Source organism: Cobetia sp. QF-1 (genome assembly GCF_002213105.1).
Taxonomy (GTDB): domain Bacteria; phylum Pseudomonadota; class Gammaproteobacteria; order Pseudomonadales; family Halomonadaceae; genus Cobetia; species Cobetia crustatorum.
The window spans coordinates 733,760-754,244 of the sequence record NZ_NBVS01000002.1; the positions used below are offsets into that span (position 1 = coordinate 733,760).

The window sequence follows — 20,485 nt, forward strand, 5'->3', positions numbered from 1 at the left end:
TTCTGCAAGTACTGCGAAGGAGTTGGAATGAAAACGCATAGAATGGCGCTGTTTGTCTCTGCACGGCAGGGCAGCCGTGAAAGGGACCGTCGCGAGACACGCCAGATGTTGGCATTGGCAGCAGGCCTGATGCGCCTGGGGCATGAAGTGGACCTTGTGGTGCAGCAGGCCGACGAACAGGTGATGGCAGCACTGGCCCACGGCGTGCGACTGGTAGAGCTGGGCGCGCAACACCGCTTGTCCAGTATCCTGGCACTGACACGTTATCTGGCCCGCCATCGGCCGTGCGTGTTACTGGCCAGTGGTCTGGATGCCAATCTGATGGCGCTCAAGGCGGGGCGCCTCAATCGAGATCGTGTGCCGGTGGTGATATATCACGCCACCTTGATCAGCAGTGAATGGCATGCGCTGGGTGATAAAGCCAACGGACTACGCCGCAAGATGGCGTTGAAGTATCCGCAGGCGGCTCTGGCATTGTCTGCCAGCGATGAGATAACCCGCGAGATTCTGCGCGAAGGGGGTGTCTCGAGAACCAGAGTGGCACTGGTGAATCTTGCCTTGGCATCGTCCGCCTCACCGGCGGTACATGGGTCACAGATGCAGGAGTCCAGCGCAGAACTCAAGGACTTGCAGTTGATGCAGTGTCTGGGATTGTTGCTGAAGGCAGCGGGTGTCATCTCTTCTGCGAAGACAACCGATGCTGGTGCTCTGAATGTTGGAAGTCTGGAGGTCAGCGCCCAGGGCGGTAGTGTCCTGAATGTCAGTGCGCTAGATAATAGCAGGCAAGTCGTATCACCTTCGGCAGTGCCATCGTCTATTTCTGTCGAGTCCCCCCGTGCCGTGATGGCGAACAGCTCCGAACGAGATTAAGCCTTTTCATGGAAGATATTCTGCTCGATCTGCCCAATCTGCTCGTGTGTCTGGTACTGGTAATGGTGGGCCATCTACGCGGCTGGGTGACCCGTAATACGGCGATCATCCTGAGTCTGAGCAGCGCAGTGCCCTATCTGCTCAATAATGTACTGTTTGATGCCAGCTATATGCCCGACCAGTTCCGCTACTGGGAGCAGGTGATGGCGATGCGCAGCATGGATTGGGACGCGATGGATCGCTCGCTGACTGTGTCGTTCTCATCCGGTCTGTTAGCCCTGTTGCCGCTGCCGCTGGTGGAGACGGTTTCAAGTCTGGGGTTCTTCAACAAGTTTCTCTATATCGGCGGCCTGATGATGATGATCCGCCGAGGCATCATCTCGCACGCCGTACTGCTGTTTCTGCTTTGTTACCCAAGCCTGGTGCTCTATAGCTCGCTGAGCCTGCGTGACACTCTGGTCACCGGCATCATGCTGGCGAGCTTTCTGCTTGCGATCGATCGCCGCCCTGGTTGGGCATTGTTTCTCCTGGCGCCGCTGTGGGTCATCAAGTTCCAGAACATGCTGATCATGCTGATATTCCTCGGCATCTATCTGATCTATGACGTCAGTCGTCGTGGTCTTTCCGGCAAGCGTTTCTGCTGGTTACTGGTCGGGCTGTGTGCCAGCGTACTGGTGATCTACCCGCTGGCGGTGGACCAGATCAACTTCTTCCGGGCAGCCATGTACATCGAGGATGGTGGCAAGATCGAGGATGTCCAGATCATTCAGGGCTTTGGTGACTTTGTCGTCACCGGTGTGCAGGGCGCGCTTTATTTCCTGATCAAGCCGTTGCCTTGGGAAGCTGCCAACCTGCTGCAGCTCATCCAGTCTGGCGAAAATGTATTGGTGGTGGCCTTTCTTGTCTGGTTGACCGTGCAGTGTTGGCAGGTGCAGCGTGAGAAGACGTTATTCTGGCTGCTGTATCTCATCGGTGCGTTCACCATCTATGGGCTGGTGGTTTTCAATTACGGCACCGCGGTGCGCTATCGATTCCCGTTCCTGGTGATCTATGTCGTGTGCATGGCATATGACACTGGGCTTGTGCGCCGTTGGCAACATGAGCGTCGCCCCTCGTTACTCGACTGACACACGCTCTATCAGGCCATGCCTTGCGCATGGCCTGTGCTGTGAGTCATTCATCCCCTTGTAGCCCCCTCAGGATACCTCTCAGGTCGATGACTTCCTCGTCGACCTGAGACCCACGACGCCTGATGCTTTCTGCATGACCCGATGATGCGCTCGTCTCATCTATTCGCACGTCATCAGCTATGCCAGTCATTAACGACGTCGGTCATTCACTACGCATGAACTGCCAAGGATAGCCACATGCCTAAACGTGACGCCCAGCCTCCCACGGTGATGTTGGTCTCCAATTCATCATTCTTTCTCTATAACTTCCATCGCGGGGTCATCGAGGGTCTACGTGACAGTGGCTACCGTGTCATCTGTCTCGCGCCGGCCGATGCTCATAGTCAACGCCTGGTAGATGAGCTCAAGGTCGAGCATCGCGCGCTGGGAATGGAAGGCAAGGGCACCTCGCTTGTGGGTGAAGGGCGCAGTTTGCTGTCGCTATTGATGACACTGCTGAAACTGAAGCCGCGTTATGTGCTCAACTTCACCATCAAGGCCAACGTCTATTCAGGGCTGGCCTGCCGGCTGCTCAACATTCCCTACACCAACAATGTGTCTGGTCTCGGTACTGCTTTCCTGCATGACAGCTGGTTGTTCCGGCGGGTGCGCGCGCTTTACGGCTTTGCCAATCGCGGTGCTCGCTGCGTGTTCTTCGAGAATCGCGATGACCAAGCGCTCTTCATGCGCTTAGGGCTACAGAAGTCGACGCCATCAGTCGTATTGCCGGGGGCAGGAATTGACCCGGAGCGCTTTGCCTTCACACCGCAGCCGGTGGGGCCACCGCTGACCTTCGTGATGGTTGCACGGTTGATCGCTGACAAGGGGGTGCGCGAATACGTAGCTGCCGCTGAGCGACTGCATGAGCGCTATCCCCAGGCACGTTTTTGGCTGATCGGTCCGTCTGGCATCAGCAACCGCACTGCGATCAGTGATGCGGAAATCACGCAGTGGCGCGAGCGCGGAGTGCTGCACTATCTCGGTGAACAGCATGATGTGCGGCCCTTCCTGGCCGAGGCCAATATTCTGGTGCTGCCGTCCTATCGTGAGGGTATGCCACGCACGGTTCTGGAAGCCGCTTCGATGGGACGTCCCGCGATTGTCAGTGACGTACCGGGGTGTCGTAGCTCGGTACTACCGGGTACCACTGGCTGGCTATGTGAAGCCGGTAGTACCGAATCGCTGGAACAACAGCTTCAAGCCTGCCTGGAGCTGCCACACGACGCACTTGTCATGGCAGGGCAGGCAGCGCGAGCACGAATCGAAGCCGAGTTTGACCAGAAGATCGTGGTGCGCGCCTACCTTGGATGCTTGCAGCATACATTGGAGCAAGCGTCGCGCAAGTCAGTACTTGCATCGGCCTGAGGCCTTGCAAATAGCGCATGATCACCATGCCGGATGCTGAGAAAGAATGATGAATTTGCGTCTCGACAGTGGGGGGAATATCAGAAACCGCTGCTGGACAAAACACGCATACTAGCGACATTCCTTATATGTGATTAGCGAAGGCCTGTCATCGGCTGATGTCATCAAGGCACCAGGCTTTCCGTCTGGGCTTGACCATGTCGTTATTCCCCATCGTCATGTTACGAGCCTCTGAGTGACATACACGATCCCGAGGCGTGCCCGTAATTACAGAGAATAGAGAGCAGAGAGTCATCATGAGTGGATATCGTTTCTGCACCCAATGTGGGGGCGCCAGTGTGCATCGTGTCAAGCGTCACTGGTGGCAGCGATTGGCTGGCCATGCGCCTCAGTACCATTGCGAAGACTGCGGTATCATTCATCAAGTTTCCACCGAAGCGTTACACGCGAGGACTACCAAGCGCGTGCTCGACAGTGACAGTGACAGCGCAGACCCGCAACGCGCAGCTACGCAGCGGCGCTAATGCTGACATCAGCATCATCATTGCTGCACTCGCCTGTGAGTGTGGTTAGGCCCTGATCTAGTGATGCCGCTCAGGCTGACTTTTTGATGGGTCTGTTGAAGATATTGATGCAGAGATCTTTTTTCGCATTTTCCCCCTTTGATACTTTCTCACTATATCCCGCCACCGATGCTTATCGAGGGCGGGTTTTTTCTGCGCCCGAGATAGACATGCCTGGTGTCTCTGTTGATTGCATCAGAGTTTTTCTGGATCAGTTTGTCTGGATTAGTTTGTCTGGATTAGTTTGTCTGGATCAGTTTGTCTGGATCAGCCTGCATGGATAGGCCGCGCGCACAAGTTTTCAAGCATGGAGCGCATGAAAAATGAAGATTCTGTTTATCGTTGGCAACTTATCCAGCGATGGAGGTACCGAGCGTGTTACGTGTGAGATAGGTAGTGGTCTGGTACGGGCGGGGCATGATGTCGTGATCGCCAGCCTGTTCGGGCCCGCAACGACGTCCTTTCAACTGGAGCCTGCCATTACCACCTGCGCACTGGGTCTCAAGGAGGCTCAGGGCGGCGCGCGGCGAGCGTTAGGGATTAGCTCAGCGCTGTTGTCGAATATCCGTAGGCAACAGGCTGACATTGTGGTGTTGGTCGATTCGGTGTTGTTTGCGTTCTGCGCGCCCTGGGCACCGTTTATCCGTGCTCGCATGATTTGCTGGGAGCATTTCAACCTCACGACGAATCACGGTTCGCGTTTACGTTCGATCGGGCGTTCAGCTGCGGTGCGTCTTGCCGATTCCATTGTCGTGCTCACGGAGCGTGATGCCCTTGCCTGGCAAGAGCGATACCGACTCGGTAACAAGGTACAGGCGATCTGGAATCCTGTGCCGCGCTTTGCATTGCCGCTTTCTGACATCACGGCCATGGACTCAAGATCCTCGCGGATTGTGCTGGCGGTGGGGCGCCTGACCGAACAGAAGGGCTTTGATGTACTGCTGCGTGCCTGGGCGATTGTCGCCCGAGAGCATCCGGCCTGGCAGTTACGCATCGTGGGCTGGGGAGAGGATGAAGCCAGTCTCAAGGCGCAGGCTGAGACACTCGGCCTCGATGACAGCATTGTCTTTGTCGGGCGTACCTCTGCGGTAGAGGTCGAGTATCGACAGGCAGCGTTGTTCGCGATGAGCTCGCGCTGGGAAGGCTTGCCCATGACGCTGCTGGAGGCTCAGCACTTTGGTCTGCCGGTGGTGTCGACGGACTGTGAAACCGGTCCGGCCGAGATACTGGCATGTGGTAGCGGTGTGCTGGTCAATGTTGACGACGCTGAGGCCTTGGCACACGAAGTGAGTGCGCTGATTCAGGACCCCGTCCGCCGTGATGCAATGTCAGCACTTGCCCGAGAAAATGCTGCGCGCTATGACGCGGACACTCTATGCAGTCAGTGGGGGCAGCTATTGACGCGCTTGTCGCCGCATCTCAATGAATCGGCGGATGGAGCCTGATGATTCATGACAGTGCAATGCTCAAGTGCCGTGCTTGTTGCATGAATTCAGAGTTAAAAGCGTTCTGCTGAGCAAGACTTAAGCCATTCCGGTGAGCTTTTGGCTAAACAATCGGACACCAGTCGCCCCGTCACGCCCGCCAGTGTCAGGCCAATATGTTGATGGCCAAAAGCATAGATCAGGCGGGGTTCACGCGGGGATGGACCGATGACCGGCAGTGAATCCGGCAGCGTCGGGCGAAAGCCCAGCCAGCTACGCGCGATGGCTTCCTTGAGCCCCAGGATATGGCGCACGCGTGACTCGATATAGCGCAGGCGTGCAGGATTGGCGGGATCATTGAGCGACCCCAACTCGACGGTGCCCGCCGCCCGCAGGCGGCCACGTAGCGGCGTCATGTAGAACGCACTTTCCACCGGACATGTCGGACGTGTCAGCGGTGACTGTTCAAGATCAAATTCGACGTGATAGCCACGCTCGGTATCCAGTGGGATACGGTCTCCTACCTGGCGAGCAAGCCCCGCCGACCAAGCGCCGCCTGCCAATACCACGCGGTCTGCCAGTAGCGTGCGACCATCCGCGTAGCGTAGCAACAGACCTTCGCTACGTTGTGTCAGCGCGACCACTTCGGCCTGCACCATACGGCCTTCATTGAGCAGTGGCGCTGCCAATGTCTCGACAAATACCTGCGGGTCATCCAGATGACTGGAGCTTGGGAACAAGATCCCGCCTGCGGTATGCCCGTCCATCGCCGGTTCCAGTGCGATCATTTCCTCTGCCGTCAGCACCTGTTGCTGAATACCCAGTTGCTCACGCAGCGTGATATCGCCGTGCGCGGCGTTCAGGTTTTTGGCCTCACCATAGGAATACAGACAGCCGCGGCGCTGAATCAGCTGTGTGGCATCGGGCGTCTCATCAAATAGCGGCTGATAATCGTCGTAGGCGCTACTCAATAGCTGGGCGAGTACCTCACTGTTGGCGCGAAAGCGCGTAGCGTTGCACTGGCCCAGAAAGCGCATCAACCACGGCGAAAGGCGTGGCAAGCGGCTCCAGTTGATGACGAAGGGGGAGGCGGGTGAAAACAGCAGTGTCGGAATGCTGCCCCAGATTTCCGGGCGCGCGATGGGCAGGCAACCATAGTCTGCCAGGGTACTGGCGTTGCCGTAGGAGGTGCCGCTGGCAATTGTCTCGCGCTCAATCAATGTCACTTCATGTCCTGCGCGGCGTAGCCATAAGGCACAGGCGACACCCACCGCACCGGCCCCGATGACCGCGACTTCCGTGCGCTCGAAATCACTCATGAATTGCACGCCTTGTTGTTATAAGAGGGCTCTAGAGCACATTGATGAAAACGCCCTGCATGGCAGGGCGTTTTTTTGAGAATGCCGTGATAGTAAGGCGCGAGCAAGCCTGTATTGGCAGAAGCGCATGACTGCACCGAGGGTTTAGGCTCAGGCGGTCGGGGTGGGCTCGGCAAACGGAAGCGCTGTCTCGCTGTCACGCCGTACGGCGAAGGTGTTCAGTGTCATGGCCACCAGTGCGTAATATCCCAGCACGCCGACCAGCTCAACGACCACTGACTCACCAAACATCGCGACCGCCTCGGCGTAGAGCACGTCATCAACACGACGTGTCTCGTAGAGTGCGCGGGTGAAACGGTAGATCAGCTGCTCATCGGCCTTGATGAAGTCTGGCGTCTGCTCGAGATGCAGTGCCTCGATGGTCTGCGATGACAGACCCGCCTTTTCAGCGATCGGCGCGTGAATCTGCCATTCGGCCTGGGATTTCCACCACACGGCAGTGACAAGAATGGCCAGCTCACTCAGGCGTAGCTCAAGCCCTGTCGCATAGCGGCAGAAGGCACCGAGGCGTTGGGCATGATTGGCCAGCTGCGGGCTGTGAATCCAGGCCAGAAATGGGCCATCGAGATTGCCACGAGGTCCGCTGAGAATCTCGCTGAGCACCTCGTGCTGGGCATCGCTCATCGAGGCTTCGTCAAGCTCGGATAAGCGGGAGTGAATGGCCATGTCGTGAATTCCGAATAGTGTCTGGGATGGGAATGTTCATAGAAGCTTGTCGTTGAGTGCGACGCATGAATACATGAGTTTTCATGTCTAGAGGCTTGCCAGTGCCGTATCAATCGCGTTGCCGAGTTTCAGCGTGATCTCATCGAGATGCGTATTGTCGAGAATGAAGGGTGGGGCCAGCAGGATGTGGTCGCCCTGGCGCCCATCGAGCGTACCGCCCATCGGATAGCACATCAGACCTTCGGCCATGGCGGCTTTCTTGATACGGGCATGTAACTTCAGCGCCGGGTCAAAGGGCGTCTTTTTCGTGCGGTCAGTCACCAGCTCCAGTCCCTGAAACAAGCCACGACCACGAATGTCGCCGATGTTGACGTGCTGGGCGAAGCGTTCCTTGAGGCGTGCCTGCAATCCATCACCAAGATGATTGACGCGCGCGAGCAGGCCACGCGATTCAATGGCCTGTTGTACCGCGAGGGCCGCCGCGCAAGCCGTCGCGTGGCCGATATAGGTATGGCCATGCTGGAAGAAGCCGGAGCCATTGGCGATGGCATCACGAATCTTGCCACTGACCAGGGTCGCGCCAATCGGTTGGTAACCGGCACCCAGACCTTTGGCGATGGTGATCAAGTCGGCGCTTATCCCTTCCTGCTCGGCAGCAAACAGGCTGCCGGTACGGCCCATGCCACACATCACCTCATCGAGAATCAGCAGTACTCCGTAGCGATCACACACCTCACGGATGCGCTTGAAGTAGCCCGGTACCGCCGTGACGGCACCCAGGGTGGCACCGACGACCGGCTCTGCGACGAAGGCCATCACGTTCTCGGCGCCCAGGCGCAGGATTTCCTCCTCAAGCTCCGCGGCGAGACGAATCCCCATTGCCTCGGGTGTCTCATCCGTGCATTGTTCCCGATAGGCGTAACAGGGGCTGACATGACTGACATTGATCAGCAGCGGCTCGAACTGCTGACGTCGCCAGGCGTTACCACCGGTGGCCAAGGCGCCCAGCGTATTGCCGTGATAGCTCTGACGACGAGCAATCAGATGCTTGCGCTGCGGCTGACCGATCTCGATGAAATACTGGCGCGCCAGCTTGAGCGCAGCTTCGACCGCCTCTGACCCTCCCGAGACGAAGTAGACCGATTCAAGCCCTTCGGGAGCGCGGTCGATCAGGAAATCGGCCAGCTCTTCCATTGGCTCAGAGGTAAAGAATGAGCTGTGCGCGTACGCCATGGTGCCGACCTGATCCTGGATGGCCTTGATGACATCACCATCGCTATGGCCGAGGCATGACACCGCAGCACCACCACTGGCATCCAGGTAGCGACGCCCCTGGCTATCGATCAGGTAAGGGCCATCGCCCTTGACGGCGGTCGGATAGTCCTGGTTCAGGTGACGATGGAATACATGACTCATGCGGGTCTCCGGCGGCTTGTCTCTCTCGACGCGGGTGTCTTGCGAGACGGGAAGTAATGACCTGTAAATGCAAATAATAGATGCATTTGTGTAATATGCAATTAATGTTTGCGCATCGTGTTTGGAGAATGGTGCATCGCGAAAGGTGGTACCTTCCTCTTTACGCGTCGCGTGCGGCGTGCCTTCTTATCAGCATCCACAGGATTTTCCTCATGGCTATTCCTCCTGCCACGACATCGACTCGCCTTGCGCTAACGCCCCCTGACACAGTCTTGGGGCTGAAGCAGTTGCTGGAGGCGATCGACCGACGTGAGGTGGAACTTCGACTCGGCAATAGCTCGCGGCGGGTGCTGAGTAGCCTGATCGAGTCGCCGCAGCGTACTGCGGTCTCGTCCATCAGCCAGTTGGCGGAGTGGCTGGGGGTGAATGCCTCGACCTTCTCACGTCTGGCGCAGCGGCTGGGCTATGAAGGTTTCAGCAAGTTTCAGGATGTCTTTCGACGCGAAGTGACCGAGGGTCGGCATTTCTATAGTGAGCAGGCGTCTCAGCTGCTGGCACGTGGCGATGACAATACCTCGATGGCGCAGCTGACTCGATTAGGGCGACAGGAGAGTGCCAACATTGTGGGCATGCTGGAGAGAGTAGACCCCCAGACATTCGAGGCGGTGACGCGATTATTGGCAGACGCGCCAAGAGTACGGCTGCACGGCATGCGCCAGTTCAATTCGTTGGCGCTGTTCATGGCTTATGGACTGGGCATGTTACGGGCGAATGTGGCGCCGTTGGATGCCAGTCGTCAGGGGGTCGCCGATGCACTGGCGCAGCTGGAAGAAGGAGATGTACTGGTGGTGGCGAGCTGCTTTCCCTATACACCCAGCGTGGTGGCCTGTGCGCAGGTGGCCATCAAGCGCGGCATCAAGGTAGTGGCATTGACAGATTCGGCCAGCTCACCGCTGGAAACGCTGGCACTGCATAGCTTCCATGTGCCCAACCACAGCTTGTTCTACAGCAATAGCATGAGTGCGTTCATGTTCCTGGCGGAAGGGCTATTGAGTGAAGTGGCCAGCAAGCTGGGGGAGGAGGGCGTCGAATCGCTCAAGCAGCGCGAAGCGATCATCTCGGAGCTGAATGGCGCGCTGTCCTGATGCAGTCTTCGGCAGCGGAGCCAACCGTTGACTGACATGGAGTGAGTGAATCCGAAAGATGAAAACACCAAAGCCTGCCCCTGAGAAGAGAGGCAGGCTTTGAAGTGTCTGTCTCTGGCCACGCGTGTTCTTCACACGAGTGGCCAGGAAATCAGAAGGGGTACTGGGCCAGAAACTCCTGAGCGGCAGCTGACGGATCTGCTGCGGTGCAGAGTGCTGAGACAACGGCTACCCCGTCGGTACCGCTGGCCATGATTTCACGCGCATTGAGCAGTGAAAGGCCGCCGATCGCGACAGTGGGCAGCGGGCTTGCGCGTACCAGGCGTGCCAGCCCCTCGATTCCCAGCGGTGCTGCGTGGTCCGGCTTGGTCGCAGTCGCAAATACCGGCCCCAACCCGAGGTAATCGAGGTGTTCGGCATCGACCTGTGCCAGCTGTTCAAGCGTCTGGACTGACAGGCCGATCAGAGCATCATCGCCCAGTACGCGGCGCGCCTCAGCAGGATCGCCGTCACCCTGACCGATATGCAGACCATCTGCGCCACTAGCCAGTGCGACCTCGAGTCGATCATTGATGATCAGTGGCACACCATAGTCCTCCAGCAGCACTTTCAGGCGCTTGGCCTGCACGATCATCTCGGCGTCGCTGGCATGCTTGTCGCGTAGCTGCACGACACTGACGCCGCCACGTACTGCGGCCATCACGGTAGCCTCCAGCCCGCGTCCGGCACACAGCGTGGGGTCCGTGACCAGATAAAGGGATAGATCAAGCGACATTGGTTATCTCCATACGCGTTTCAAGAGGGGGTGTTTCGCCATCGAGGGTATAGAGGGTGTCCAGAAACGCGGGCACAAAGCTGCCCGGGCCTGTGGCGTGATACCCCGCGCACTCTCCGGCATAAGCGTAACAGGCTAATGCCGAGGCAGTGGCACTTAGTGGCTCATCGTTAGCAGCAATGAAGGCCGCGACAACACTGCTAAGGGCGCAGCCCATCGCCGTCACGCGTCCCATCAGGGGATGCCCGCCAGTGATGCGAATCAATTGCTTGCCATCTGTCACCACGTCAACAAGGCCTGTCATCGCGACCACGCAACCGTGCTGTTGTGCGAGTGATATCGCAGTCTGAGTCGCGCGGACAATCGCATCTTCGGCGTCATCACCGCTATCCACGCCGCGGCTCTGACTGGCCTCACCTGCCAGTGCCAGTATTTCGGAGGCATTGCCACGAATCACGCTGGGCTGATGATCGAGCAGTACGCGGCAGGTTTGCTGGCGTAGCAGGGAGGCGCCGACACCGACGGGGTCCAACACCCACGGCTTGCCAGCAAGATGCGCTGCTTCAGCAGCCAGTTGCATGGCTTCAATCCACGGCACTGACAGCGTCCCGATGTTGATACACAACACATCGGCGACTCGCACTATGTCCTGAATTTCTTCCAGTGCATGCGCCATCAATGGCGAGGCACCGATAGCCAACAACGTATTGGCGCTTGGTGTCATGGCGACATGATTGGTGATGTTGTGCACCAGCGGGGTGGTCTGACGCAGGCGCTCTAGTTGGCTGCCTGGTGGGCACGATAATGAAATGGCCATGAGAACTCGTGGTAGGTGAATGCAGTGCCAAGGTGAAAAGCGAGAGAGGAGAGTAAAAGGTTCCTCTGAAAGGTCAAGCCAGTAAGCCCTAAGAGTGTGATCAATGAGGGCAAGGTGACGTTGATGTGCAGGCATCAGAATCGGTAGATCGCGGCTGAGCAGAGCCACCGCGATGGGTGCTACCAGAATATCAAGAGAACATAATCAAGATATTTAGTGATTAATAACATTATTGTTCTATAAACCTTAGCGTTAAATTCATAAAATACAGCCGGTTAATGGTTTTTTATGAACATGAATCGCTAGGGAATGCTGCGTGATACGGATAAGCAATGTGGGACGATGGTCGAGTTTGGCGTGTAAAAGTATGCTGTTGTCACTGCTGCTGGCTGTCTCAGCGCTGAGTCATGCTGATGCTGTCATCTCTACCTGGAATCTAAAGCACGCAGGTTGGAATAACGGCAAGCGGCTGGAAGAAGTGACAGCGGTTGCGCAACACATGGACCTTATCGGCCTGCAAGAAGTGATGAAGGATGGTGTCGTTAGTGATCTGGAGCATCGACTCGAAGCACTTACCGGCGATGACTGGGGAAGTCTTGTCAGCCATGAGGTAGGAAGAAGTTCTTATCAGGAGCGCTATGCCTATCTATACCGTGAGAAGACAATCGCGTATCACGGTGGAGCAGCGGTGTATCTGGATACGCAGGATGTATTCGCGCGTGAACCACTGATCGCAACCTTCGTGGAGAAAGGGACTGGCAAGACGTTCAGCGTCGCCAATGTGCATATTCTGTATGGCGATAGCAAAGCGGATCGAGCGCCTGAAATCCATGCGCTGGCCGATATCTATGACTTGATGAAAGAGATCACACCGAGGGCTCCGGCCATCATCATGGGTGATTTCAACATGGCGCCCTCTGAATCTGCTTGGGGAGATCTGCGTGCGCTTGGCTTGCGTCCGCTCATTACCAAGGGTGCCACTACGCTCTCCAGTACCGATGGCCGTTATGCCAGTCTGTACGACAATATCTGGTTCGTTCCCGGTGAGTGGCCCAAGGCCAGAGGAGATGTCTTCCGCTTTCCGGCATATCTGGGTATCACCCACAAGACTGCCCGAGCTGATGTCTCGGATCACGCGCCGGTCTATATGGCGTTGGACGGTGGCTCGCTAGCCATGCAGCCAGCTGGCGGCGCGACGCAGGTAGCTGCACTCGCTAGCCGGTCTGCCAAGGCCGCCCACTCGTCGAATATCTGTGTCGATCTCAACACCGCCAATACTGCACAGCTCGATCAGTTGCCTAATATCGGGCCAGTGCGCGCTGCCTACATCATCGACCACCGTCCCTGGGCCTCCTCAAGTCAGTTGACCCGCATTCGCGGTATCGGCAAAGGCACTGTCGACAAGATAGTGGCGAGTGGATTGCTGTGCAGTTGATAATTTGATGCCATTACCGCGATTTATGTCAGGTATTTGGCAAACCATTCAAGCGTTCTGTCCCAGGCGAGCGTGGCAGCCTCTTCGTCGTAGCGTGGAGTGGAGTCATTATGGAAGCCGTGACTGGTGCCTGGGTAGATATAGGCCTCATAGACCTTGTCGTTGGCTTTCAGCGCGGCTTCGTAGGCAGGCCAGCCAGCATTGACGCGTTCGTCATTCTGCGCGTATTGCAACAGCAGGGGTGCCTTGATAGCGGCCACTTCTTCGGCGCGCGGTTGGCGTCCGTAGAAGGGTACGGCACAGGCGAGTTCGGGGTAGGCCACGGCCGCGGCATTCGATACTCCTCCGCCATAGCAGAAGCCGGTGATGCCGATCTTGCCGGTGGTGCGTCCCTCGGCCATCAGGTATTCAATGGCCGCGAAGAAGTCGTTCATCAGCTTCTCGGGATCAATCTGAGCCTGTAGTTCCTTGCCCTTGGGATCATTGCCCGGATAGCCACCCACGGAACTCAGTCCGTCCGGTGCCAGCGCGATGTAGCCCGCCTTGGCGACGCGACGCGCGACGTCCTCGATGTACGGGTTGAGTCCACGGTTCTCGTGTACTACCACCACACCGGGCAGCGAGCCGATCACATTGGCAGGCTTGACCAGATACCCGCGCACTTCGCCGTGGCCATCGGGAGAGGGATAAGTGATGTATTCGGCCACGATATCGGGGTCTGTGAATTCCACCTGTGAGGCCAGTGCGTAATTCGGGCTCAAGCTGGCCAGAATCGATGTTGCCGTCAATCCCGCCACCGCGAATGCCGCGGCGCCATCCAGGAACTGCCGTCGGCTGATGTTGCCGTGCACATATCCGTCATACAGCTCCAGCAGTTCGGGAGCGAAATCCTTTGCGGTCAGGCGGGTCATGTCAGACTCCTGCGTTCAATGGAGCTTTGAACATAGCACCCTTATCCAGCGAGTCGAGCGTTCTACTATTGATGCTATCGCACAGCACATGCAGTAGTGCGGCGTAACGCTGCCATTAACTCTATGCATTCATTCCTATATGCTATGCCGCATCGCTGAGAGCCAGGGACGGTCATCCGCAGCGAGGCAACCGCCTACGTTAAATGCCAGGGACGCTGAATATGTCGGATTCATGGGTGCTGGATTCTTTACTGTCGTCATTTGATATCTCACTGAGTCAGAATGAGCGCCTGCTCACTCTGGAGATGAGTGACGCAGACTTCATTCCTCATCGTCTGGTGGCAGAAGAGCGCCTATCACGGCCCTTCGCCTACACGCTTGACTGCATCTCACAAAACGGCGATATCGAACTCAAGACGCTGATGGCGCAGTCCGCTGTGCTGTCAGTGCGTCAAGCGAATGGCGACTATCGCAAGCTCTCCGGGTTGGTCGAATCGGCCGCGCTGCTTGGCGAGGATGGTGGCGTCTTCTATTACCAATTGACGCTGGTGCCGTGGCTTTCGATGCTCAAGCTAGGTCGTGACAGCCGCATCTTCCAAGACGTGAGCGCGGTTGAGGTGATCGAGTCGGTCTTCTCGAACCACGCCATCGCCCAAGGCGAAGCGCAGGGTGGCTGGCGGCTGGATTTACGCCGCGAGTACCCGGCGCGCAGCTACTGCGTGCAGTATCGCGAAAGCGACTTCCAGTTCGTCAATCGCCTGATGGAGCAGGAAGGGCTGTTCTATTACTTCGAACACGCCTCTGACGACAGCGACTTCAATGGCCACCGCCTTGTCATCACCGATGATGTCGCGACCTGTGCGCCGGTTGAGCCGCAAGTCATCCGCTTCCATCGTCAGGATGCCACCGAGCTTGAGGACTCCATCACCCAGTGGAGCGGTCGCCGTCAGCAGCAACCGACTCGCGTCAGCCTCGGGACGTTTGATTACAAGCAGCCGGGCCTGGAGAAACGCTCCGGCCAGGATACGCGAAGCGATCAAGGCAACCTTAGCGAGCAGGAAGTCTACGACTATCCCGGCGAGTACTATTTCGACGATCACTCGCGCGGCGAACGCCTGACCGTCAATCGCCTCGAGGCCCATGAATCCCGCGCCAAGCGCTTTTACGGTGCCGGGGGCACCCGCCAGTTGAAGGTCGGCCGCTGGTTCGAGCTTAGCCAGCACGCCCGCCATGAAGACGGCGATTCCAGTGAGCGCGAATTCCTGGTGCTGGGTCTGACCGTCTGCGCCGAGAATGCGTTGCCGGTCTCCGCGCACCTCAAGGCGCTACCGGGCAGCCTGCAAACGCGTATGGCCCAGGCGCGGCAGGCGCATGGTCTCGAGAGTGATGCACAGGACGACTACGCCGATGTCGGTACCGGCCAGTACCTGATCGACTTTGAATCCCAGCGCCTCAGCCAGCCGTATCGTCCGTCGCTCGATCATCCGCGCCCCAATCTTGGTGGCCCGCAGACCGCGATCGTCGTCGGGCCTGAGAATGAAGAGATACACACCGATTCGCTCAACCGCGTGCGCGTGCAGTTCCATTGGGACCGCAGCGAGAAGGGCGCCGCCGATGTCAGCTGCTGGCTGCGTGTCGCGCAACCCAACGCCGGTGCTGGCTGGGGCAGTGTGTTCGTGCCGCGTATCGGCCAGGAAGTCATCGTCGATTTCCTCGAAGGCGATGCCGATCGGCCGCTGATCACCGGACGGGTCTACAACGGCGACCAGACGCCGCAATGGCACTCCAATGGCCTGCTCTCCGGCCTCAAGAGCAAGACCTACCGCGGCAACAAGTACAACGAGCTGGTGTTCGATGACGCCACCGATCAGGAGCGTGTGCGCCTGAATTCGGAGCACGAGAAGTCCCAGCTCAACCTCGGCTACTTGATCCACCAGCAAGGCAACACACGCGGCAGCTTCCGCGGTACCGGCTTCGAGCTGCGCTCGGACGCCTATGGCGCCATCCGCGCGCATCAGGGCCTGCTGCTGACCAGCTGGGGGCAGATCGCCGCCAGTGGCGAACAACTCGACCTCACGCCCGCTCAGCAACAATTGGCCAGCGCCTATCAGCTCTCCAATACACTCAGCGAGAGTGCTGCCAGCCACAACGCAGAAGCGCTCGAGTCGCGCGTCAACCTCAAGCAGGCCAGTGAAGATGCCCAGGGTCGCTATGGCGCGGAAGACAGCGGCACCAATTTCGACGGCAGCTCCGCCTCCAGCGCCAGCGCGGGTGGGCGCGGTGAAGCCGCACGTCTCGACGCCCCCTGGCTGCATGTCAGCTCACCGGCGGGCATTGCGCTGAGCACGCCGGAATCCACCCATCTGGCGCAGGGCAAGTCACTCAGCATCACCAGCGGCGAAGACATCAACTTGGCCACCGGCCGCAGCCTGATCGCCTCGCTCTCCGAGAAGTTCTCGCTGTTCGTGCAACGTGCCGGCATCAAGCTGTTTGCCGCACGCGGCAAGGTGGAAGTTCAGGCGCAAAGTGATGCGATGGACCTGACGGCCGAGAAGGACGTGACCATCACGTCGGTGGACGATGTGGTCACCATTGCGGCGGCCAAGGAGATAGCCGTGGTCTGCCAAGGCGCCTATGTGCGCATCAAGGGCGGCAATATTGAATTGCACGCACCCGGCAAGGTAGATCTGAAGGGCGCACAGCATAGCTTCGGTGGGCCGACGAGTTTAAGTAAATCACTGACTCCTTTGCCTGATCCTCAAGGTATTTATTCCGAATTCTTCACTTTGAAGGATGAACAGACACAAGTTCCTCTCAAGTACGCGAGGTATCGTATAACAACGGCCGAAGGACAGGTGTTTGAAGGGCGTAGTGACGGTGAAGGTCGTACACAACGCGTAAATACATCTTCCTCGCAGCAGATGAAAGTCGATGTACTTGATCGGTTAGATGACTTTGCATAATAAATTCTTGTTAAAAATTTAACTGGGAAGTGATATGTCTGAGGGTAAGGTGCAGACTCGGCTTGTAGCCGTTGGAAAGGATGCTCCAATAGGTAAATCGCCATTACTTTTCTATGCAGTTGGGCGAAATAAATTAATCAAAGTGCCTGCTGAAAATGTAGTGGCATGTATGGAAGAAATACGATTATTGGAAACGGTTGTCGAAAATTATCACGCAGAGATTGAGAGGCTTCAAGGTGATTTAAGTAATTACGAAGCCATGATGATGTCTTATGATGAAGAAGATCCTGAATATGTTAGGTATAAGACTGAGTTTGAAAAAAATATTGCTAGCGGCCAAAAGAAAGTTGATAAGGCAAATCAAGCATTAAGAGAGATTTTGGTATCACTATCTAGCCTAGATAATGAAAGTAATGTTATCGTGGAATTGATACCTATTAGACGTAATGATGGCAATGCGCAGAGTTTCCGCATGTGCTATATGCGATCTCAGGTAGTAGATAGTTTAACATCAAAAATTGAGTTGAAAACTATAGCTCAGGATGGTGCTACCTCTTTGGCAGACGATGTGCTTGAGAAGGGTGAGGTAGTATGGGCGTCCATATACAGTCAATTGAAAGAGCAGGCTATTTCAAAAACCTTAAAAACAGATTTCACATGGTTTGATGAATGGTTGAAAAAAGATGAAGATACCATCGATCTCTGTAAATGGACTAAAGAGCTAAATAAACAGCTTAACTTCAAATACAATAGTGAGGCGGATAGTAAGCAGCAGAGTAGTGACGGAAAAGTAGAGTTATCGGGTGAGGCACAATTAGCACGCTGGACATATGGAGCTAGTGGCTTGACTGGTGAGCTTACGCCACTTGAAGGCAAGGCCAGGCTAAAAGCAAATGCTGAAGCCAAGTTATCCTTGTTTGAAGCTAAAGGGTCTATAGATTATTATCGGCCATCAGGTGGCCTGAAGCTGATGTACGAACTGGATGATAAGCAAGTACTACAACTTGGGATGTTACGTGTACATGCATTCATCAGTATGTCTGGCGCCATCGGCGCAAGTATCGCAGCTGAGATAAATGTTGATCTTGAAGTGGCTCAGGGCGGGATAAAAGCGCGAGGTACCAGAGGTGAGATGGTACCTATGGGGCCTCCTGGAAGCCAGCAATCCATTATCTTGATGGAGGAAGATAAAAATGAACAAAAGGCTGAGGCTACACTTGAGGCATTTATAGGTGGTAAAGCCGAAGCATTTTCCAGAATGCAGCTGGAATGGAAAAGCCCTGAAGTAGATCATGAGTTCAAGCCATTTGCTATTACTGGCGCAGCGGTAGCTGCGTATGCTGGCATGAATTTTGCTGGTAGCTTTAATGTTTCTTATAATAATGGTAGGTTCAAAATTAGAGCGAAGGCTGGTATTTGTTTAGGTTTGGGTGCCTCTGGGGAAGTTTCTTATGAAGTAGATACGAAGCTCTTACGTGAGTTTGCAGCGTGGACATATTATCAGCTAAAAAATACAGACTTTGTACACTTGTCATTTATTGAGCCTGGAGCATTTGATACATTAGTTAATATCTTTACTCTTGCTATAGCATACGGAAAAGATATAACTGAATTCATGTACTCTACTACTGCATTGGTTGAAGATAAAGTAAACGAGCTTGTCACAAATATTGTTGATGAAGTTAATGATATAAGCTATATCAAGGATTTCAAGGCTGCTTCCAAGCGAGCTGAGGTGATGCAGTCTATAATAGACTCTGATGACGATAAGTTGGCTATATTACTTCCTGAAGCAAAAAGTAACCTGATAGTTTTGTTGATTAAGAGCGATAGTTATGATAAATATGTTCCTGCAAATAGGGACTACTCCGTCTTAGTTTCTGAATTTACTGTATTCGGTACCATGACGGATAGAAAAGAGGCAATCATAAAACTCTTGAGATATGTTCAGTCCGTATCTGAGTATAGAAATATAATGCAGCGCGTGAAAGCCGTCAATGGTGCAAAAGGCTCTTGGGAAGAGGGTGAGGAGCTAGTATTAAAATATCTAGGCAGTGGGGAGGAAGATTACCCTTCCCCTATTTCAAGTGACTACCCTAAAGAACTTGAGGGGATTAAGAGTCGGCTAAAGCTAGCTTCTTCAAAAGGAACTGTTGTAGTAAAAAATGATAGTATTGAATATTTGCGTCAACCATCTGTAGATTATAATTTTATGAGGCCTTGCTATAACCAAACTCAGTGTATGATTGATGATACTGAGTTTGGTTATGCATAAAAATCTTACTTTATTCGCTTGTAGACATACATCTAAATGTGTGCTCTCTTATGGCTCCTGTTTCTAATTCACCATTTGGGGCTATAAAGCTTGCATCTGGTAAATAACTCCTACGGTTAAAGGTGAATTTAGCCGTAAGGCCTCCACCTAATCCTCCTCCTCTTTCAACTTTTTTACTGCCACTATCTGGGCCTTGAGGGTTGAGTTGAGGAGATGTGTTGTAATAAGTTTCACTGTACCAATCATTAGTCCATTCAAAGCCATTAAGCCCCATTTGATAAATACCTATGGGGTTTGGTGGTATAGACTTTATTATGCTAGGAGACGTTAGTGAGTTAGATTTAGTGCTTCTTCTAATTTCCTCGCGTGTAGGAATGTTTTTTCCTCTTTCATAAGTTCCATCATCTGTCCCAAAAATATAAAGTTGTCCTCTTGAGCGCGCAGCAAACTCCCATTGCGCTTCAGTCGGTAATTTGTAGGTGCTGTCAGTATTGGCGGAAAGCCAAGAGCAATAGTCATTGGCTTGATCCCATGTGACACCCGCGGGAACATTAGGGGCTCTATATTTTTTCTCAATGCCACTATCGTTTATGGTTTGTTTTCCAGTGGCTAACGTATAGATATCAAAATCATCATAAGATATTTGAGTCGCAGAAATAGAATAACTATCAAGACTCACTGTATGTAATGGCTTGTTGTCTTTGTCAGCGGAATAAGGCAAGCCATTGGTACCCTCATCAATAGGCCCAAAATCACCCATTTGGAAAGTACCTCCTTTGACAAAAACCATATTGGCTTCAGTTTTTTTGATAAGATCCGTAATTTTTTTCTGGTCGGAGTCAGTAAGTTCCTTATTACTGGATTCAGATTCATTACACCCTGAAAGTAGTAAAAATGACATCGCTAAGACAACTGTGCGAGATGGATTGTTCACTATAATTACTCAATTGGTTAGAGATTCTCTAGTATACTATCACTTCTCTGTTTATAAGTAAATGTGAAGCTATAAATTAGCAGTCGTATTTATGGTAGGCGCCGTTGATGCTTATATACCTGATGTTTAAAAAATTTAATAGTTGAAGTTGTTCATGGTTGAGTGTCGAAGATTCATGCAGTTATTCATTGCTAGATGTCGGGTCCCGTCTGATTAACTACGAGCTTAGTGAATAACTCCGGCCGTTCGGCTTGCCATTCCTTCATCGCTGCGATTGGCGCCTTGTGACGTAGTGCCTTCTGAGGAATGTGGTAGTTATATAGCCAGCAATAACGCTCGAGCGTCTGTTCCAAGTCCTCACTTGAGTCATAGCGCCGA

Annotated in this window: 16 protein-coding genes and 1 pseudogene; 9 read left to right on the plus strand and 8 right to left on the minus strand. The window is 54.7% G+C overall.

The genetic code is table 11. The features are described from left to right. Positions 1-27 precede the first annotated feature (27 nt). From CFN46_RS06470 to CFN46_RS06490, 5 genes are all read left to right on the plus strand, one after another. Positions 28-870, plus strand: coding sequence for a glycosyltransferase family 4 protein (locus CFN46_RS06470; RefSeq protein ID WP_088743003.1), 843 nt, complete (start codon positions 28-30; stop codon positions 868-870). A gap of 8 nt (positions 871-878) precedes the next feature. Then, complete coding sequence (locus CFN46_RS06475; RefSeq protein WP_088743004.1) at positions 879-1,997, plus strand: hypothetical protein; 1,119 nt, start codon at positions 879-881, stop codon at positions 1,995-1,997. A gap of 240 nt (positions 1,998-2,237) precedes the next feature. Then, positions 2,238-3,404: a glycosyltransferase family 4 protein gene (locus CFN46_RS06480; RefSeq protein ID WP_088743005.1), complete on the plus strand. Its 1,167-nt coding sequence runs from the start codon at positions 2,238-2,240 to the stop codon at positions 3,402-3,404. A gap of 296 nt (positions 3,405-3,700) precedes the next feature. After that, positions 3,701-3,928 carry a hypothetical protein gene (locus CFN46_RS06485; RefSeq protein ID WP_141103639.1) on the plus strand — a complete coding sequence of 76 codons (228 nt, stop codon included), beginning with the start codon at positions 3,701-3,703 and terminating at the stop codon, positions 3,926-3,928. 362 nt (positions 3,929-4,290) lie between these two features. Further along, entirely contained in the window at positions 4,291-5,412 is a 1,122-nt protein-coding gene (locus CFN46_RS06490) for a glycosyltransferase family 4 protein (protein ID WP_088743007.1), read from the plus strand. Positions 5,413-5,465: 53 nt separating this feature from the next. Here the strand turns inward: CFN46_RS06490 and CFN46_RS06495 are convergent, their stop codons facing one another. The 3 genes from CFN46_RS06495 to CFN46_RS06505 form a co-directional block, all read right to left on the minus strand. After that, positions 5,466-6,710 carry an FAD-binding oxidoreductase gene (locus CFN46_RS06495; RefSeq protein ID WP_088743008.1) on the minus strand — a complete coding sequence of 415 codons (1,245 nt, stop codon included), beginning with the start codon at positions 6,708-6,710 and terminating at the stop codon, positions 5,466-5,468. A 150-nt stretch (positions 6,711-6,860) separates the two neighbouring features. Further along, positions 6,861-7,436 carry a 4-carboxymuconolactone decarboxylase gene (locus CFN46_RS06500; protein ID WP_088743009.1) on the minus strand — a complete coding sequence of 192 codons (576 nt, stop codon included), beginning with the start codon at positions 7,434-7,436 and terminating at the stop codon, positions 6,861-6,863. A gap of 87 nt (positions 7,437-7,523) precedes the next feature. After that, positions 7,524-8,852, minus strand: coding sequence for an aspartate aminotransferase family protein (locus CFN46_RS06505; RefSeq protein WP_088743010.1), 1,329 nt, complete (start codon positions 8,850-8,852; stop codon positions 7,524-7,526). Between the two features lie 212 nt (positions 8,853-9,064). On the opposite strand from CFN46_RS06505, the gene CFN46_RS06510 reads away from it, so the two are divergent. Next, complete coding sequence (locus tag CFN46_RS06510) at positions 9,065-9,997, plus strand: MurR/RpiR family transcriptional regulator (protein WP_088743011.1); 933 nt, start codon at positions 9,065-9,067, stop codon at positions 9,995-9,997. Positions 9,998-10,148: 151 nt separating this feature from the next. Here the strand turns inward: CFN46_RS06510 and thiE are convergent, their stop codons facing one another. Both thiE and thiM read right to left on the minus strand, forming a co-directional pair. Continuing rightward, positions 10,149-10,772 (minus strand): thiamine phosphate synthase, encoded by a 624-nt coding sequence (gene thiE / locus CFN46_RS06515; protein ID WP_088743012.1) that lies wholly within the window; start codon positions 10,770-10,772, stop codon positions 10,149-10,151. Next, the gene (gene thiM, locus CFN46_RS06520; RefSeq protein ID WP_088743013.1) at positions 10,762-11,589 is read right to left on the minus strand and encodes a hydroxyethylthiazole kinase; all 828 of its coding nucleotides are present in this window, start codon (positions 11,587-11,589) and stop codon (positions 10,762-10,764) included. Before thiM ends, thiE begins: the two co-directional genes overlap by 11 nt. A 367-nt stretch (positions 11,590-11,956) precedes the next feature. Here thiM and CFN46_RS06525 point away from each other — a divergent pair, with 367 nt between their 5' ends. Next, the gene (locus tag CFN46_RS06525) at positions 11,957-13,024 is read left to right on the plus strand and encodes an endonuclease/exonuclease/phosphatase family protein (RefSeq protein ID WP_088743014.1); all 1,068 of its coding nucleotides are present in this window, start codon (positions 11,957-11,959) and stop codon (positions 13,022-13,024) included. 23 nt (positions 13,025-13,047) lie between these two features. Here CFN46_RS06525 and yghX read toward each other — a convergent pair whose 3' ends face one another. After that, positions 13,048-13,935 (minus strand): YghX family hydrolase, encoded by an 888-nt coding sequence (yghX, locus tag CFN46_RS06530; protein WP_088743015.1) that lies wholly within the window; start codon positions 13,933-13,935, stop codon positions 13,048-13,050. A gap of 221 nt (positions 13,936-14,156) precedes the next feature. Here yghX and CFN46_RS06535 point away from each other — a divergent pair, with 221 nt between their 5' ends. Continuing rightward, on the plus strand, positions 14,157-16,898 hold the full coding sequence (locus CFN46_RS06535) for a type VI secretion system Vgr family protein (protein WP_088743016.1): 2,742 nt from the start codon (positions 14,157-14,159) through the stop codon (positions 16,896-16,898). A 34-nt stretch (positions 16,899-16,932) separates the two neighbouring features. Then, the gene (locus tag CFN46_RS06540) at positions 16,933-19,173 is read left to right on the plus strand and encodes a hypothetical protein (protein ID WP_088743017.1); all 2,241 of its coding nucleotides are present in this window, start codon (positions 16,933-16,935) and stop codon (positions 19,171-19,173) included. A gap of 10 nt (positions 19,174-19,183) precedes the next feature. Here the strand turns inward: CFN46_RS06540 and CFN46_RS06545 are convergent, their stop codons facing one another. After that, the gene (locus CFN46_RS06545) at positions 19,184-20,107 is read right to left on the minus strand and encodes an SUMF1/EgtB/PvdO family nonheme iron enzyme (RefSeq protein ID WP_141103640.1); all 924 of its coding nucleotides are present in this window, start codon (positions 20,105-20,107) and stop codon (positions 19,184-19,186) included. Positions 20,108-20,298: 191 nt separating this feature from the next. After that, positions 20,299-20,485: pseudogene (locus tag CFN46_RS17640) on the minus strand (IS481 family transposase); the annotation flags it as partial.

Bases quoted from the DNA above. Each gene is read 5' to 3' on its own strand.
- CFN46_RS06470 (WP_088743003.1), top strand. From the start codon at position 28: ATGAAAACGCATAGAATGGCGCTGTTTGTCTCTGCACGGCAGGGCAGC.
- CFN46_RS06475 (WP_088743004.1), top strand. From the start codon at position 879: ATGGAAGATATTCTGCTCGATCTGCCCAATCTGCTCGTGTGTCTGGTA.
- CFN46_RS06480 (WP_088743005.1), top strand. From the start codon at position 2,238: ATGCCTAAACGTGACGCCCAGCCTCCCACGGTGATGTTGGTCTCCAAT.
- CFN46_RS06485 (WP_141103639.1), top strand. From the start codon at position 3,701: ATGAGTGGATATCGTTTCTGCACCCAATGTGGGGGCGCCAGTGTGCAT.
- CFN46_RS06490 (WP_088743007.1), top strand. From the start codon at position 4,291: ATGAAGATTCTGTTTATCGTTGGCAACTTATCCAGCGATGGAGGTACC.
- CFN46_RS06495 (WP_088743008.1), bottom strand. From the start codon at position 6,710: ATGAGTGATTTCGAGCGCACGGAAGTCGCGGTCATCGGGGCCGGTGCG.
- CFN46_RS06500 (WP_088743009.1), bottom strand. From the start codon at position 7,436: ATGGCCATTCACTCCCGCTTATCCGAGCTTGACGAAGCCTCGATGAGC.
- CFN46_RS06505 (WP_088743010.1), bottom strand. From the start codon at position 8,852: ATGAGTCATGTATTCCATCGTCACCTGAACCAGGACTATCCGACCGCC.
- CFN46_RS06510 (WP_088743011.1), top strand. From the start codon at position 9,065: ATGGCTATTCCTCCTGCCACGACATCGACTCGCCTTGCGCTAACGCCC.
- thiE (WP_088743012.1), bottom strand. From the start codon at position 10,772: ATGTCGCTTGATCTATCCCTTTATCTGGTCACGGACCCCACGCTGTGT.
- thiM (WP_088743013.1), bottom strand. From the start codon at position 11,589: ATGGCCATTTCATTATCGTGCCCACCAGGCAGCCAACTAGAGCGCCTG.
- CFN46_RS06525 (WP_088743014.1), top strand. From the start codon at position 11,957: ATGCTGTTGTCACTGCTGCTGGCTGTCTCAGCGCTGAGTCATGCTGAT.
- yghX (WP_088743015.1), bottom strand. From the start codon at position 13,935: ATGACCCGCCTGACCGCAAAGGATTTCGCTCCCGAACTGCTGGAGCTG.
- CFN46_RS06535 (WP_088743016.1), top strand. From the start codon at position 14,157: ATGTCGGATTCATGGGTGCTGGATTCTTTACTGTCGTCATTTGATATC.
- CFN46_RS06540 (WP_088743017.1), top strand. From the start codon at position 16,933: ATGTCTGAGGGTAAGGTGCAGACTCGGCTTGTAGCCGTTGGAAAGGAT.